The organism is Arthrobacter sp. ASL1 (assembly GCF_056680475.1).
In genome coordinates, this window is record NZ_CM155284.1 from 1706733 (window position 1) to 1722403 (window position 15671).

The 15671-nt window shown below is 66.0% G+C and carries 15 protein-coding genes, 1 pseudogene and 1 riboswitch; of the genes and pseudogenes, 13 read left to right on the plus strand and 3 right to left on the minus strand.

Annotated elements, in window-relative coordinates; all coding sequences use genetic code 11:
* Positions 1 to 50: 50 nt before the first annotated feature.
* From AC1MEQ_RS08055 to AC1MEQ_RS08080, 6 genes and pseudogenes are all read left to right on the plus strand, one after another.
* Entirely contained in the window at positions 51 to 1346 is a 1296-nt protein-coding gene (locus AC1MEQ_RS08055; protein WP_479795554.1) for an MFS transporter, read from the plus strand.
* 60 nt (positions 1347 to 1406) lie between these two features.
* Positions 1407 to 2186 carry an SDR family oxidoreductase gene (locus tag AC1MEQ_RS08060; RefSeq protein ID WP_479795556.1) on the plus strand — a complete coding sequence of 260 codons (780 nt, stop codon included), beginning with the start codon at positions 1407 to 1409 and terminating at the stop codon, positions 2184 to 2186.
* 59 nt (positions 2187 to 2245) lie between these two features.
* Complete coding sequence (kce, locus tag AC1MEQ_RS08065) at positions 2246 to 3178, plus strand: 3,5-dioxohexanoate:acetyl-CoA acetone transferase (RefSeq protein WP_479795558.1); 933 nt, start codon at positions 2246 to 2248, stop codon at positions 3176 to 3178.
* Between the two features lie 2 nt (positions 3179 to 3180).
* Positions 3181 to 3978 carry a CoA transferase subunit A gene (locus tag AC1MEQ_RS08070; RefSeq protein ID WP_479795560.1) on the plus strand — a complete coding sequence of 266 codons (798 nt, stop codon included), beginning with the start codon at positions 3181 to 3183 and terminating at the stop codon, positions 3976 to 3978.
* A gap of 5 nt (positions 3979 to 3983) precedes the next feature.
* Positions 3984 to 4634 carry a CoA transferase subunit B gene (locus AC1MEQ_RS08075; protein ID WP_479795562.1) on the plus strand — a complete coding sequence of 217 codons (651 nt, stop codon included), beginning with the start codon at positions 3984 to 3986 and terminating at the stop codon, positions 4632 to 4634.
* 379 nt (positions 4635 to 5013) lie between these two features.
* A pseudogene (locus AC1MEQ_RS08080) lies at positions 5014 to 5493 on the plus strand (phospholipase D-like domain-containing protein); the annotation flags it as partial.
* A 38-nt stretch (positions 5494 to 5531) separates the two neighbouring features.
* Here the strand turns inward: AC1MEQ_RS08080 and AC1MEQ_RS08085 are convergent.
* Positions 5532 to 6641 (minus strand): AI-2E family transporter, encoded by a 1110-nt coding sequence (locus tag AC1MEQ_RS08085; protein ID WP_479795564.1) that lies wholly within the window; start codon positions 6639 to 6641, stop codon positions 5532 to 5534.
* A gap of 165 nt (positions 6642 to 6806) precedes the next feature.
* Entirely contained in the window at positions 6807 to 8543 is a 1737-nt protein-coding gene (locus AC1MEQ_RS08090; RefSeq protein WP_479795566.1) for a long-chain-fatty-acid--CoA ligase, read from the minus strand.
* 142 nt (positions 8544 to 8685) lie between these two features.
* On the opposite strand from AC1MEQ_RS08090, the gene AC1MEQ_RS08095 reads away from it, so the two are divergent.
* The gene (locus tag AC1MEQ_RS08095; RefSeq protein WP_479795568.1) at positions 8686 to 9813 is read left to right on the plus strand and encodes an ATP-binding protein; all 1128 of its coding nucleotides are present in this window, start codon (positions 8686 to 8688) and stop codon (positions 9811 to 9813) included.
* Between the two features lie 290 nt (positions 9814 to 10103).
* Here AC1MEQ_RS08095 and AC1MEQ_RS08100 read toward each other — a convergent pair whose 3' ends face one another.
* Positions 10104 to 10670 carry a type IV toxin-antitoxin system AbiEi family antitoxin domain-containing protein gene (locus AC1MEQ_RS08100; RefSeq protein WP_479795570.1) on the minus strand — a complete coding sequence of 189 codons (567 nt, stop codon included), beginning with the start codon at positions 10668 to 10670 and terminating at the stop codon, positions 10104 to 10106.
* A gap of 289 nt (positions 10671 to 10959) precedes the next feature.
* Here AC1MEQ_RS08100 and AC1MEQ_RS08105 point away from each other — a divergent pair, with 289 nt between their 5' ends.
* The 6 genes from AC1MEQ_RS08105 (at position 10960) to AC1MEQ_RS08130 (ending at position 15667) form a co-directional block, all read left to right on the plus strand.
* A complete protein-coding gene (locus AC1MEQ_RS08105; RefSeq protein ID WP_479795572.1) occupies positions 10960 to 11745 on the plus strand; it encodes an SDR family NAD(P)-dependent oxidoreductase in 786 nt (261 codons plus the stop codon).
* 31 nt (positions 11746 to 11776) lie between these two features.
* On the plus strand, positions 11777 to 12619 hold the full coding sequence (locus AC1MEQ_RS08110; protein ID WP_479795573.1) for a helix-turn-helix transcriptional regulator: 843 nt from the start codon (positions 11777 to 11779) through the stop codon (positions 12617 to 12619).
* A gap of 77 nt (positions 12620 to 12696) precedes the next feature.
* Entirely contained in the window at positions 12697 to 13035 is a 339-nt protein-coding gene (locus AC1MEQ_RS08115) for an ArsR/SmtB family transcription factor (RefSeq protein ID WP_479795575.1), read from the plus strand.
* A complete protein-coding gene (locus AC1MEQ_RS08120; protein WP_479795577.1) occupies positions 13029 to 13703 on the plus strand; it encodes a cation efflux transmembrane domain-containing protein in 675 nt (224 codons plus the stop codon). The genes AC1MEQ_RS08115 and AC1MEQ_RS08120 overlap by 7 nt, the downstream gene beginning before the upstream one ends.
* A gap of 142 nt (positions 13704 to 13845) precedes the next feature.
* Positions 13846 to 13937: riboswitch (glycine riboswitch) on the plus strand.
* 166 nt (positions 13938 to 14103) lie between these two features.
* Positions 14104 to 14853: a DUF5058 family protein gene (locus AC1MEQ_RS08125; protein WP_479795579.1), complete on the plus strand. Its 750-nt coding sequence runs from the start codon at positions 14104 to 14106 to the stop codon at positions 14851 to 14853.
* A gap of 28 nt (positions 14854 to 14881) precedes the next feature.
* Positions 14882 to 15667 (plus strand): hypothetical protein, encoded by a 786-nt coding sequence (locus AC1MEQ_RS08130; RefSeq protein WP_479795581.1) that lies wholly within the window; start codon positions 14882 to 14884, stop codon positions 15665 to 15667.
* Positions 15668 to 15671: the final 4 nt, after the last annotated feature.

Genomic DNA, 15671 nt, shown 5'->3' on the forward strand with positions numbered 1-15671 from the left:
CACCCATCAACCAGAAGGCAGTCATGTCCATACCCACGAAAGCGACGGCAATGAGGCCACCGCACATCGTCAACAAGCTCATCTTCCGGCGCATCATGCCGCTGCTGATCGCCGCGTACGTCATGGCGTTCCTGGACCGCACGAACATCGGCATGGCCAAGGACCGCATGGAGATCGACCTCGGCATTTCCGCCACCGCCTACGGCGTGGGCGCGGGCCTGTTCTTTCTGACGTACGCCCTTTCCGAGATCCCGTCGAACCTGATCATGCACAAGGTAGGAGCCCGCTTCTGGATCATGCGCATCATGATCACCTGGGGAATCCTCTCGGCCTGCATGGCCCTGGTCCAGGGCGAGTGGTCGTTCTACATCCTGCGCATGCTTCTCGGCATTGCCGAGGCCGGGCTCTTCCCCGGCGTCATCTACTTCCTCACCCAGTGGTTCGTTGCAAACGACCGCGCCAAGGCCAACGGCTTGTTCCTGCTCGGGGTCTCACTGGCGAACATCATCGGTGCCCCGCTCGGCGGCGTGCTGCTAACCCTGGACGGCATGGGCGGCCTGCATGGCTGGCAGTGGATGTTCATCATCGAGGGCCTGCCCGCGTGCGCCCTGGCATTCATCGTATGGAAGTACCTTCCAAACAAGCCGACCGATGCCACGTTCCTCACGCGTGCCGAGGCGGAAGACCTGGAATGCCGTATCGCGGTCGAGGAGAAAGCCGGTGCCCAGGCGTCCGGGAACTCGAAACTGCGCCACGTCCTAAAGGACAAGCAGATCCTGCTGGTCGTCGGCATCTACTTCACCCACCAGATCGCCGTGTACGCGCTGAGCTTCTTCCTGCCCTCGATCATCGGGACCTACGGGGAACTGAGCACCATCCAAATCGGCCTGCTGACCGCAGTGCCGTGGATCTTCTCCGCTGCCGGTGCGCTCCTGCTTCCCCGCTTGGCCACCAACGCCAGCCGATCGCGCATGATTGCCACCTGCACGATGGTGGGCATCGTCGCCGGCTTCACGCTCGGAGCCATCGGCGGTCCGGTCCTCGGCCTGCTCGGCTTCTGCCTGGCCGCGTTCAACTTCTTCGCCCTGCAACCGATCCTCTTCACCTACCCCGCCACCCGACTCTCCGGCGCCGCGCTTGCCGGCGGTATCGCCTTCGTGAACACCGTCGGCCTCTTCGGCGGCTTTCTCGGCCCCTACGTCATGGGGCTCATGGAGGACGCCACCGGGTCCAAATTCGCGGGCCTGTGGTTCATCGTCGCCATGTGCCTCATCGGCGCGGTCCTCACGCGCTGGCTCAAGCGCGGTGCGGAGGACCCGGCCAAGGCCACGATTTCCGGCCACTAGCCATGCGTTTGCCGGATCCCCCGGCCACCCACACCACCCACCGATTCAAGGAGAAAACCAATGGCCTCCACCACTTTGAGCTACACGGGCCGCAGGGTCCTCGTCACGGCCGGCGCCGCCGGGATCGGGCTCGCCATTGCCAGCCGCTTCCAGGAGCTCGGGGCCACCGTATTCGTCACAGACATCAACCAAGAAGCCGTCACTGCCGCCCTCGATGCGGGGTTCGCCGCTGCAGTCAGCGACGTCTCCGACGAGGACGAGGTCCGCACGCTCATGGAGACCGTCGCCGCCGAGCTAGGCGGCCTGGACGTCCTGGTGAACAATGCAGGGATCGCCGGACCAACCGGCCCCATCGAGACATTGGACTCCGCCGCGTGGAAGTCGACGTTCGACGTGAACGTGCACGGGCAGTTCTACTGCATCAAACACGCGCTGCCACTGCTTCGCGCCGCCGAAGCGGGTTCGATTGTGAACCTGTCCTCGGCGGCCGGACGGTTGGGCATGGCGGGCCGGAGCCCCTACTCCGCCTCTAAATGGGCCGTCGTCGGACTCACCAAGACCCTTGCCATCGAACTGGGCGACGACGGCATCCGCGTCAATGCGATCTGCCCCGGTGCCGTCAACGGCCCACGCATCGACGCCGTCATCGAGGCCAAGGCCGCCATGCTGGGGCAGCCCGTGGAGGAGGTCTCCGATCTCTACCACCGCCAGTCGTCGTTGAACCGGCTGGTCGAGGCGTCCGATATCGCCAACATGGCCGTGTTCCTAGCCAGCGATCTTGCCCGCAGTGTCAACGGCCAGGCGATGGCCGTGGACGGCAACACCGAAAAGCTCTACTAGCCCCGGCGAAAATCTCCGTACGCATCAAAATCTTCAGCTCCACCACCAAAGGATCCACCATGGCCTCCAACCGCAAAGTCATCATCACCTCCGCCGTCACCGGCGCCATCCATACCCCCACCATGTCCCCCCACCTGCCCGTCACCCCCGACGAGATCGCAGATGCGGCGATCGGGGCCGCCCAGGCAGGTGCGGCGATCGTGCACATGCACGCCCGTGACCCCAAGGACGGCCGCCCCTCACAGGACCCGAAGCACTTCGAACCGATCCTCGAAAAGCTCAAGGCCAACACCGACGCGATCATCAACATCACGACGGGCGGCTCCCCCCACATGAGCGTCGAGGAACGCATGCTGCCGGTCGCCACGTTCAAACCCGAGCTGGCCTCCTTGAACATGGGCTCGATGAACTTCGGGCTCTACCCGATGTTGGACCGCTACCCCGAGTTCCAGCACGCATGGGAGCGCGAGGGCCTGGAGAAGTCCCGCGACCTCGTCTTCAAGAACACCTTTACCGACATCGAGACCATCCTGGGGATCGGCAACGCCAACGACACCCGATTCGAGTTCGAGTGCTACGACATCTCGCACCTGAACAACCTGGCCCACTTCCACGGACGCGGGTTGGCGCGCGGGCCTCTTTTCGTCCAATCCGTCTTCGGTCTGCTCGGCGGGATCGGCGCCCACCCGGAGGACCTGATGCACATGCGCCGCACCGCCGACCGCCTGCTCGGCGAGGAGTACCTCTGGTCGATCCTCGGGGCCGGCAAGAACCAGATGCCGCTGGCCACCATTGGGGCGGCCATGGGCTCACACGTCCGCGTGGGCCTGGAGGACTCCCTGTGGATCGGCCCCGGACAACTGGCGGCTTCCAATGCCGAACAGGTCACGCGCATCCGAACGATCCTCGAGGCCCTGAACTTCGACGTCGCCACCCCAGACGAAGCACGTGAGATGCTCCACCTCAAGGGTGCGGACAAGGTGGGGTTCTAGCCATGGCGTTGGACAAGAGCGTCGGGTCGGCTGCTGAGGCCGTGGCTGATGTCGGGGATGGTTCCTCGATTGCCGTGGGTGGTTTCGGGCTCTCGGGTAATCCGATGGCATTGATCCAGGCCGTGTTGGAGCAGGGGGCAACGGATCTTTCGGTTGTTTCGAACAACTGTGGTGTCGACGGTTGGGGATTGGGTGTTTTGCTGGCCGCTGGGCGGATCCGGAAGATGACGTCTTCCTATGTGGGGGAGAACAAGGAATTCGCCCGCCGTTACCTCCACGGTGAGCTGGAGCTGGAATTGACTCCGCAGGGGACCCTGGCCGAGAAGCTGCGGGCCGGTGGTGCCGGGATCGCGGCGTTCTACACCCGGACCGGGGTCGGCACGCAGGTCGCAGAGGGCGGGTTGCCGCAGAAGTATGATGCCGAGGGCAACATCGTGCAGGGTTCGCAGCCCAAGGAGGTGCGCACTTTCGCCCCGGGTGGTGAGCCCGATGAGTTCGTGTTGGAGGAATCGATCGTCACCGATTTCGCGCTGGTCCACGCTGCAAAGGGCGACAAGCACGGGAACCTGGTGTTCAACAAGGCGACCCGCCAGTTCGCCCCTCCGGCGGCGATGGCCGGGAAGGTCTGCATCGCCCAAGTCGAGGAGCTGGTGGAGCCCGGGCAGATCGATCCGGACGAGGTCCATCTGCCCGGCATCTACGTTCACCGGGTCCTGGAGGTCGGCAAGGACATCGAGAAGCCGATCGAGAAGCGCACGGTGCGTACGGCTGCTGCCGGTTCGACGACGAAGGAGGCCTGAAGACGATGGCGATGACACGTGAACAGATGGCGGCCCGTGCCGCGCAGGAGCTGGTCGACGGGGCGTACGTGAACCTGGGGATCGGGATGCCGACGCTGGTACCGAACTACATTCCGCAGGGCCGGACGCTGGTGTTGCAGTCCGAGAACGGGATCCTCGGCGTTGGCCCCTATCCGGTGGAGGAGGATCTGGATCCGGATCTTATCAATGCCGGGAAGGAGACCGTGACGGTCAATCCCGGGGCGAGCTTCTTTGACTCGGCAACGAGTTTCGGGATGATCCGTGGAGGGAAGATCGACGCGGCGATCCTGGGCGCGATGCAGGTCTCCGCTACAGGGGACCTGGCGAACTGGATGATCCCGGGCAAGATGGTCAAGGGGCCCGGGGGCGCGATGGACCTGGTCCATGGTGCCCGCGAGGTCATCATCTTGATGGAACACACGGCCAAGGACGGGAGCGCAAAGATCGTCAACGAGTGTTCGCTTCCGTTGACGGGCAAGGCCGTGGTGAACCGGATCATCACCGATCTGGCCGTCATCGACGTCACCGATCACGGGCTGGTGCTCGTGGAGACCCCTCCGGGAGTGAGCATCGAGGAGGTCCGTGCGGCCACCGAACCCGAACTCACCCTCGGCGGGGACCTCTCGAAGCAATAGGCCCCCCGGGGACGACCCGGCAAGCAAGTGGCCACGATCGGACTGCTGGTCTGGTCCGCGCTGATGTGGCACAGGAGCCGGAGGCAGCATCTCAGCCGAGTACGTATAAGGCGGTCGAAGCGTCCAGATCGCCTGAGGTTGTGTTGGGCGAAGATTTACTTCGGGCTCGGAACGTGTTAATCGTTGGGCATGAGCCGGCCATCGCTTCGATCCTCCTGTCCCGGTAGCGCCCCCGGAAGGCCAGATAGCAGGCGATGCCAGGGTGGGCGCAGGACATCGACATCGTCGCCCTCGTGGGCCTTCTGCTGCACGCCGCCTTCGCCGCAGTGGCTGCCGTCCTCGTTTGGGCGAACCGCAAAACCTCGGCCGCGATCGCGCACTCATCAACAAGGCCGAACATTGTGGGAGCATCACGAGCCCTTATTTCGTTCCCGACGAATCGATCTTGCTGGCCATCATCACGGCGGCATCCCGGGGACTGGATGTGGAGCTCTTTGTCTCCGAAATCGACGACCAGGCCATGGTCTACCACGCACAACGCTCGTACTACGAAGCCCTGCTCAGGTCCGGTGTCCGGATCTACCTGTACCGGGCACCCAGCGTGATCCATTCGAAGCATTTCACCATCGATGACGATGTGGCGGTCATCGGTTCAAGCAACATGGATGTCCGCTCCTTCAGCCTCAACATGGAGGTTTCCGTCCTGGTCCACGGGCGATCCACGGTAGGCCAGATGCGCGCCGTCGAGGATTTGTACCGCGCCAACAGCCGGGAGCTGCTTCTGGACGACTGGATAGGCCGGCCGATTCGCGACAAGGTCCTGGACAATCTGGCCCGGCTCACCTCATCGCTTCAGTAGGGGTACGGTCCAGCGAGTTCCGGCCAAACTTTCTGACCCTACTGATGCCCGCCGACCAGCCCCGACTCCCCTGCGCGGCTCGCGGGAACGCCGGCCCAGACCTGCAGTGCCGCCCACGCAGCCGCCGTCAGCGGGACCGCGAGGATCGCACCGAGCACCCCGGCGATGACCCCGCCGACGGCCAGCGCCAGCAGCACCACCAATGGGTGGATCTGCAGGGTCCGGCCCATGACGACCGGCTGGAGCAGGTTGCCCTCGAGCTGGTTGACCACGACCACCACCACGATGACAATGACCGCAGCCACCGGGCCGACGCCGAGCAGGGCGACGAGGGCGGCCAGCAGGCCGGTGACGGTGGCACCGATGATCGGGATGAACGCGCCGATGAAGATCAGCACGGTCAGGGGGACGGCCAACGGGACCTGGAGGATCAGCAGGCTGGCGCCGATGAGCACCGCGTCGACGGTGGCGACGATCGCCGTGCCGCGGACGTAGCCGCCCAGGACCGCCATGGCCCGGATGCCGGCCACCCGCGCCTTGGCACGCTGCCGACCGCGCAGCTTCTGGATGGCGAAGACCCACATGGCCCGGCCGTCCTTGAGGAAGAAGAACAGGATGACGGCCATGAGGACGAACCCGGTGGCGATCGCGGTCGCCTGGGCGGCAGCGGCCAGCGCCTCCGCCTCGGTCTGCTGGCTGCCCAGGATTCCGCTCACTGACTGTTTGGCCTTCTGCAGCATGGACTCGTCGATCGGCAGCGGGCTGCTCTTCAGCGTGGCCCACAGGTCCTCGACCCGCTCCCCCGCCTGCGAGGCCAGCGAGGCCCATTCGGATCGGATCGCGATGACGACGGCGGTCAGCACCCCACCGATGACGATCAGCAGGCCAAGGAAGGTCGTCGCCGTGGCCAACCCGGCGGACCAGCCGTGATGGCGCAGCCAGGTGACCACCGGCGAGATCGCGGCGGTCAGGATGAAGGCCATCACCAGGGGAACGGCCACGACGGTAACGTGCAGCAGGCCGAAGATGATGACGACGGCGAGCGCCAAGATGTACAGGACGCTGCGCGCCCGGTCGCCGGTCCGGCTCAGGCTGTGGGTCCAACGGACGTTGTAGGTCCCGTCCACGTCGTGTTCTCGATCAGCCATGGTGGCCTCCTCTGGTGGTCGCGCGTGCAAAGCTGCTCGTGGCGTGGATTGACCGCCCACCGGCAAGCGTTCCACCTTACCAACCGGCATCGACGACGTGCGGGAACACCCGCTTGGAGGGCCGGCGTCCGGGGGCGGTCGCCTTCGTCGTCCAGGCGGCCGGGCTCACAGTCCTGGCAGCACCTGTTCCCGGACCTGCTTGCGCAGGATCTTCCCAAGCATCGAGCGCGGCAGGTCCTCGATGGCCACGATCCGCTTCGGCACCTTGTAGCCGGCCAGGTGGTCGCGGCAGTGCTGGCGCAGCGCGGCCTCGTCCAGGTCCACGCCGGGCTCGAGTTCGACGGCGGCGACCACCATTTCCCCGCCCCGCTCCAGTGGCTTGCCGAAGGCGGCAGCGTCCTTGACGTCGGCGTGCAGGCGCAACACGGTCTCGACCTCGGTGGGCGAGACGTTGAACCCGCCGGTGATGATCAGCTCCTTGGCGCGGTCCACCACCGAGGCAAATCCGTCGTCGTCCACGGTGACGATGTCGCCGGTGCGCAGCCAGCCGCCGGGCAGCAGGGTCTTGGCCGTCTCATCCGGGTTGTTCCAGTAGCCGGAGAACACCTGGGGGCCGTGGATGAGCAGTTCGCCGGGGTCACCGGTGGGGACCTCGACGGTGGGGTCGTCCGGGTCCACGACCTTCATCAGCGTGGAGGGGAACGGCACACCGATGGTCCCGGTGCGGCGCGTGGGGTGGAACGGGTTGCCCAGTGCGACCGGCGAGGATTCGGTCATGCCGTAGCCCTCCACCAGCAGCCCGCCGGAGACCGACTCCCAGAGTTCGACGACGTGGCCCGGCAGGTTCATGGCCCCGGAAATGCAGTATTTCGCGGACTTCAGCGAGATCCCGCGTTGCTGCGCGGCCAGTGCGGTGCGCTCGTAGATCGGCGGGACCGCGCAGTACACGGTCGCCGGGGACTTCTTCATCGCGTCCAGCACCATGTCCGGGTCGAACTTCGGGAACAGCACCAGCATCCCCTGTTTGAGCATGCCGAACGTCAGGTACAGCGTCATGCCGAAGGCGTGGAACATCGGCAGGATGGCGTACAGGATCTCCTTGCCAGTCTGTGCGCCGGCCATCCACGCCTCGCCCTGCAGCGCGTTCGCGTACAGGTTGTAGTGCGTGAGCATCGCCCCCTTGGGGCGGCCGGTCGTGCCCGAGGTGTACTGGATCGCGGCGAGGTCCCCGACGGACGGACGCGGATGCGACGCATCCAGGCGGCCGTGTCCGAGCAGCTTCTTCCACGGCGTCGTGCCCGGCGCCTTGGCGGTCAGCGACGCCCGGGTGGCGCGCAGCTTGCCCACCGGCAGCGCCAGCGCGGCGCGTTTGACAGTGGGGAAGGCCTCCAGCAGGTTCACCGAGATGACGTGGTCGATCTCGATGTCGGCGGGGAACCCGGTGATCGCGGCGGCGGCCTTGTCCCAGACGATGGCGATGCGGGCCTGGTGGTCCTCGAACTGGTGGCGCAGCTCGCGGGAGGTGTAGAGCGGATTGTGCTCGACGCCGATGGCCCCCAGGCGCAGCACGGCGTAGAACGCGATGACGTGCTGCGGGCAGTTGGGCAGGATGAGGGCGACCCGGTCCCCCGCGCGTACCCCGAGGCGGCGCAGCCCCTCGGCGGCCCGCTCGACCTGTTCGCCGAGGTCGCGGTAGCTGGTGCGGCGGCCGAAGAACTCCAGCGCCGGGGTCCTGCCGGCCTCGGCCACGGAACGCTCGAACATGTCGATCAGCGATTCGGTGGGCAGCTCGATCTCGGCCGGGACGCCCGGCTGGTAGTTCCTGACCCAGGGCTGCGCGGTGGGCTGGCCATGGGGCTCGTCGGCGGCTGGCTGTCCGGTGGGGCCGGTGGCATTGTCCATGGTTCCCATCTTCCCGCGAATGCACGACGACGGCGAATCCCACCAGTTTCTCCTGCAGGTGCCGGTGCCGCCTGCAGCGCCGACTGCTAAGATTCGAAATATAAAGAGTATAAAAACTATAAACGAGTCTAAAGGACTTCCGATGCCCAACCCGTTCAAGCCGACCGCCGGAGCCCGGCCACCACTGCTCATCGGCCGCGACGACATGCGCGAGGACTTCTCCGACAGCATCGAGGATGGGCCGGGCGCACCTGGACTCCTCACTATCTTCACCGGGCCGCGGGGAGTAGGCAAGACCGTCATGCTCGGGGAGATGGAGGATGAAGCCGTCGAACACGGCTGGGTCGTGATCTCCGAAACCGCGACGCCCGGACTAGTGGGCCGGATTGCCGAGTCCGTTCGCCTCGCCGACGAGGAACTGGGGGACGGACCACCAACCCGGAAGCTTACTTCCCTGACGCTCGGCCCGGTCCGTTTCGACACCCAGCTTCCACCGGAGCGGCAAGTCCATTGGCGCCGCCTCGCAGCCCGGCTACTCGGTCGGCTGAAAGGACATCAGTCCGGGCTGATGGTCACCGTGGACGAAGTACACGCTGTCGACCGTACCGAACTATCCGAACTTGCCGCCGTGGTCCAGCACCTAATCCGCGAAGACCTGCCGATCGCCCTGGCTATGGCAGGACTACCCAAGGCCGTCTCCGACCTACTCAATGACGGGGTATCCACGTTCCTGCGCCGCGCCGAGCGTTACGACCTGCACAGTGCGGAAATCCCTGCGGTGCGGGATGCATTCAAGGAGACTTTCAAGAACAGCGGCGTGAGCATCGACCGCGAGCAGCTGGCCAACATCTCGGAGGCGACCGGCGGATACCCGTTCCTCATTCAACTAGTCGGCTACCACGTGTGGAAGAAGGCAGCCAAAGCCGGCAACGCCGTCACCGACGGCGCCTTGCAGGCCGGGGTAGAAGCCGCCCGCCGGCGCATGGGTGCCACTGTCCTACAATCGGCCTACACCTCGCTGTCATCCGTCGACCAGACCTACATGCTGTGCATGGCCGAAGACGAAGGTCCCTCCAGCACCAGCGAGATCGCCGCCCGCATGGCCGTTAGCAACCAATATGCCGGCATGTATCGGCGCCGTCTCATCGACGCCGGCGTGATCGTTGTCGACGGGCATGGGTTGGTCAATTTCGCCGTCCCCAGGCTCCGTGAATACCTACGCGAACAGCCGGGGTTCGGCGTTCGCCCGAAGCCCCCTCGAAGATCCTGATCCACGGGAACCGTGCTCCATCCCTGCCCCAGTCGCGCGCGGAACGCTTCCTCGAAGTCTGCTCCCCGTTGCCGAGTGGAAACGCTCCGTCGTGGCCCGCGTGTCTCGTTCCCCCATGCGGAGCTTGACGCCCATGCCGCCCTTGACGGCGACCGCGTCTGGCAGCATCTGGGTCACGATAAGCGTGCAGAGCATCCGCCGCACACGGGCAGCGGGCACCCCGAGGTCGCGGGACGATTCCTCCATCCGGGCGTTCAGCTGCGCGGTTTTCAGCGGTGGGACCACGGGGCTCATGCGACGTGTTGCTTTCGGCTACCCAGTCCATCGACGTCTCGTTCGTCGATCAGTTCGCGCTTGAACGCCTGGTAGACCAGCGCCTTCCAGTGCTCCGCCGGTATCCTGTCGCGGACATCCTCCAGGGCACGCCGGACGGTGGTCGCCGGGATGCCCTCGTACTGCGTCAGGTCTTCGTCGGGGACATCCGTGCGGTCCTCAAGGTCGACCCACTCGGGAAGAGCCCTACGCACTCGGCGGTGGGTCGCCACCCGGATACGGCGCGGGTTGAACTGCCCCAGGCCGAGCAGGTCGAGCACGGCCTCGCGCTGCAGAAAGGCCCCCTCGCCGGCTAGCGCTGCTGCTGCTGCCGGTTGGGTCAACTCGGTCGCGGGGACATCGCAGTGCACGTACACACCTTGGCCGTAGGCCCTCAGTGCGCCGCGGTGCGCGAGCTTACGCACCTCCACGGCGGGAACCCCCGCTTCCTCGGCCTCGGAAACAGTGACAACGCCGTGCTGCCCTGCGGCGATCTCCCACAGGTCGTGTCGGTAGCCCATCGCCTGCCCTTTCTTGAATGTCAAAAGCGAACCATTTTCGGTACGCTTTTGGCATCCCAAAGTTGCGACCCGTCGCAGACGCCGGTGTGATCGTTGACGGGGTTCGGCGTTCACCCGACGACTCCTCGAAAAGCCTGATTCATGCCGTGACCTCCCAGCCCGGTGCGTTCGAGGTCGAAAGTTCCTGATCCGCTTCTCATGAGATCGGTCCATTCCCACCCGAACGGCGAATCCCAGGCGCTGAGAGGGGGACCGACGATCCCCGGATAGGTGCTGCCTTGTCCAGGTTTTCCGGCCGGCGGAAGCTGGATCCATGACCACACAACAGCTCGAAACCACCACCCCCAAGACCGCTCTCGTGACCGGCGGCAACCGCGGACTCGGCCGCTCGTCGGTCCTGCACCTCGCCGCCAGCGGCGTCGACGTGATCCTGACCTACCGCTCGCACCCGGAAGAGGCCGAGGCCGTCGTCGAGCAGATCAGGGACACCGGCCGCCAGGCGGTTGCCCTGCAGCTCGACACCAGCCGGCCCGAGACCTTCGGGACCTTCGTCGATGCCGTACGCGGCACGCTGTCGGATTCGCTTGACCGCGAGACGTTCGACATCCTCGTCAACAACGCCGGCCACTCCGCACAGACCAAGATCGGCGACACCCGGCTCGAGGACGTCCGCACGCTGCTCGACGTCCACGTCGTCGGCACCGTCATGCTCACCGAGGCACTACTGCCGCTGCTCGCGGACGGCGGACGCATCGTGAACACCAGTTCCGGCCTGGCCCGCTTCACCGGCGACGACGGCTCCTCCGTCTACGCCGCCGCCAAGGGCGCCGTCGAGGTCTACACCCGCTACCTGGCCAAGGCCCTGGGCCCGCGACGGATCACGGCCAATACGATCGCCCCGGGCGTCGTCGCCACCGACTTCGGCGGAGGCAGGGTCCGCGACAACGCACCCGCCCGCGACCAGCTCTCCACGCTCATCGCCATGGGACGGGTCGGGCAGCCGGATGACATAGGGCCCGCCGTCGCCTCCATCGCCTCGGATGCCATGGGCTGGGTCACCGGCCAGCGGATCGAGGCCTCCGGCGGGATGATCCTGTGAACCGGGGGCCAATAAGGGCAGACTGGTGAGCATGGACCGACCGCAGCTTGCCGATTTCCTGCGTACGCGCCGCCACGCACTGCAACCGGAGGACGTCGGGCTGCCCCGCGGCCCGCGGCGGCGCACCGAGGGGTTGCGCCGCGAGGAGGTCGCGGCGCTCTGCGGGATGTCGAACGACTACTACTCCCGGCTGGAACAGGAGCGGGGGCCACAGCCTTCGGTGCCGATGTTGGCCGCGATGGCCCGCGGGTTGCGGCTCTCCCTCGATGAACGCGACCACCTGTTCCTGCTCGGCGGACACCCGGCCCCGCGGCATGCAGGAGGCCCGGACCACGTCGATGCCGGATTGATGCGGATCATGGACCGTCTCCAGGACACCCCGGCCATGGTCATCAACGCGGTCGGTGAAACCCTGTTCCAGAGCCCTCCGGCCATGGCGCTCTTCGGCGATGAAGCCCCGGGGGACGATGGCTTCTCGCGGTCGGTGGTATGGCGCTGGTTCACTGATCCGTCGTCCCGCGAGATCTACCCGGTCGCCGACCATGCCCAGCGCCAGGGCGAATTCGTGGCCACGTTGCGCGCCGCCTACGCCCGCGAGGGCCAGTGCTCACGGGCAGCCGAGCTGGTGGACCGGCTGCTCGCCCGCAGCGAGGACTTCGCCGCGGAGTGGGCCCACCACCAGGTGAGCCAGAAGCATACCCAGCTCAAGTGCTTCCAGCATCCTGAGGTGGGTGCCCTGGAACTGTATTGCCAGACCCTGTTCGACGTCGACCAGCACCAGGCGCTTCTCGTCTTCACCGCCGGGCCCGGGACCGCGAGCGCGGAGAAGCTGGAACTCCTCGCGGTGATTGGCTCCCAACAACTGCAGTCCTGACGCAGTTGCCACCCGCTGAACCGCACCGGGCTTGATTCACTATTTCGTGAATTCATGCTTTCGTGTATCGTTCGGGCATGACCACGACCTCCATGGCAACCGCCTCGCACACCGCAGCCTTGGCCCGCTTCGGGCACGCCGTCTCGGACCCCACACGCGTCGGCGTCCTGCTGGCACTGCGCGAGGCCCCGGCCTTCCCCTCGGACCTGGCAGACGCCCTGGGGGTCTCCCGCCAGGTCATGTCCAACCAGCTGGCCTGCCTGCGCGGCTGCGGACTCGTCGAAGCGGTCCCGGAAGGGCGGCGCTCCTGGTACCGGCTCAGCGACCCGCACCTCGGTGCCGCGATGGACGAGCTGCTGCGGGTCGTCCTCCACGTGGAGCCCGATTGCTGCGCCGGACCGGAATGCACATGCTGACCGCCGCGACGGCCCGGGAACAGCGCCGGTCGCTCCTGAAGCGCCGGATCCGGATCATCGTCGCACTCACCATCACCTACAACGTCATCGAAGCGGTCGTCGCCCTGTCCGCCGGCGCCGCGGCCTCCTCGGTCGCCCTGATCGGCTTCGGCCTGGATTCCATCGTCGAGGTGCTCTCGGCAGCAGCCGTCGCCTGGCAATTCTCGGCCCCCGATCCGGAACGCCGCGAGAAGAAGGCACTGCGCCTGATCGCCATCTCCTTTTTCGGACTGGCAGCATACGTCTGCCTCAGCGCAGTACTCACCTTGACCGGACTCAAGGAAGCCGAACACAGTACCGTGGGCATCGCCCTGGCCGCCATGAGCCTCGCCATCATGCCCATCCTCAGCCTGGTCGAACGCCGGACCGGCCAGGAACTCGGCTCGGCATCGGCAATCGCCGACTCCAAGCAAACGCTGATCTGCTCCTACCTGTCCGCAGCGGTGCTGGTGGGGCTGCTGCTCAACAGCCTCTTCGGTTGGGCCTGGGCGGATCCCGTCGCCGGTCTGGTCATTGCAGTGTTTGCACTCCGGGAAGGGATCGAAGCCTGGAAGGGGGATGCCTGCAAGCAACCGGTGGCGGCCCTGGCGGCGGACCAGGAGCCGGCCGGCACGCCGGGCTGCTGCTGACCGCCACAGCAAAAGTTCACTGACCGAACAATCGTTCAGAAATGTGACAGCATATTTCGTTGAACCTTTGGTGATCTGGATCACCTGGTGCATTCTTGCATGATGCGGGCCCCTTGGCTGGCGCCAATTGAATAGCTTCCGATCACACACGGCTGGAGAGTCCCGACCACACATTCGGGCACCGAAGGGGCAAGCACCCGCAATCTCTCAGGTACCAGGTACAGCCGGGTCAGGAAACTCTGGAGAGCAGCCGCCCGCCGGGCGGCTCACCGACGAGGCACGCCGACGCCCCAGGGTGCCGGTCCAACTTTCAGGTTCAGGACAGAGCGGGCACCGAGCACACGGGGACACCAAGTACCCCCACCGTGCCGCATTGCACCCTTCGATGAACGGCTGACCCATGAACCTGCCCACCGCACTGCCCGCTGCCGCGGACAACAACTCCACGGACATCCTCGCAATTGCCAATTCGCCGGTCCTCTGGGCCTGCGCGATCGGCGTCTTCCTGGTCATCGTCGTCCAGAGCGTCATCTACATGAAGGCCGCCAAGATCGCGGCCCCCGCAATCGGCATGTCCCAGGCCGAAATCAAGACCAGCTTCCGCGCCGGGGCCATTTCGGCGCTGGGCCCCTCCCTCGCCGTCGTGATGGTCGCCGTCGCCCTGCTCACGGTGTTCGGCACTCCCGCAGTGCTGGTGCGCATCGGCCTGATTGGTTCGGTCTCCTACGAAACCGCCGCGGCGGCCATCGCCGCCAACTCGGCCGGCGCCGAACTCGGCGGCCCGACCTACACCCAGGCCGTCTTCGGCCTCGCCCTGGCCGCCATGAGCCTGGGCGGCGCGATGTGGATGATCGCCACACTGATCATGACCCCCTTGCTCAAGAAGGGCGATTCGGCTCTGCGCAAGGTCAACCCTGCCATCATGCTCGTCGTCCCGGGAGCCGCCATGATCGGTGCCTTCGCCGTACTGGGCATCGGCGAACTGCCCAAATCATGGATCCACGTGGTGGCTTTCCTGTCCTCCGCGGTCATCATGACCCTGCTCATGGTCATCGCCAAACGCGTCGGGAAGCCATGGATCAAGGAATGGGCGCTGGGCATTGCGATCATCCTCGGCCTGGCCATCACCTACGCCGCCACCCGCCTCTAAGCGCCCAACAGACTTCCAGGAGCACACCATGCCCATTGCAACCGAAGCACACCAGGCGCTGACCGCGTTCGACAAGACCACCTCGCGGTGGGGCCGCATCACCATGATCGCCGGCCTCATCTTCTCCCTCTCCGCACCGGCCTACCTCGTCTTCTTCTCCGGCCTCGACATCCCGATCTCCGGCATCCTCACCGCCTTCGCGGCCCTGGCCGCGGTGTTCGGCGTGATCTGGATCGTGGAGCCGCTGACGTACTACCCGATCCTCGGCGCCTCCTCGATGTACCAGGCGTTCATGATCGGCAACATCTCCAACAAGCTGCTGCCCTCGGCGATGATCGCCCAGTCGACCATCGGCGCCAAGCCGGGCACCCGCAAGGGCGAACTCTCCGCGGTCGCCGCGATCTGCGGTGCCGCGACCGTCCACCTGGCCTCCCTGTTCGTCTTCGTCGGCCTGCTGGGGACCTGGCTGGTCAGCATCATCCCGGCCGACATCGTCCAGACCGTCCAGGTCTACATCCTGCCCACGGTCATGGGCGCCGTCCTCGTCCAGGCCATCGTCAGCCAGAAGGCCCCTCGCTCGACGGTGATCGCGATCGTCGTCGCCCTGGTCGTTGTCTACATCCTTGTCCCGCTGACCCCCGCCATGGCCCTCTTCTCCACGGCACTGGCAGTGATTGCGACGGCGGTGCTCGCCTGGTTCCTGCGCGATCGCAAGGCCCTGGGCACCCCCGACGACGACGATGCGGACAATGCCGTGAACCGGCGCGACGCGGACGACGACACCCCGGAATCCGTCTCGGGCCCGGTCTACTAGGCAC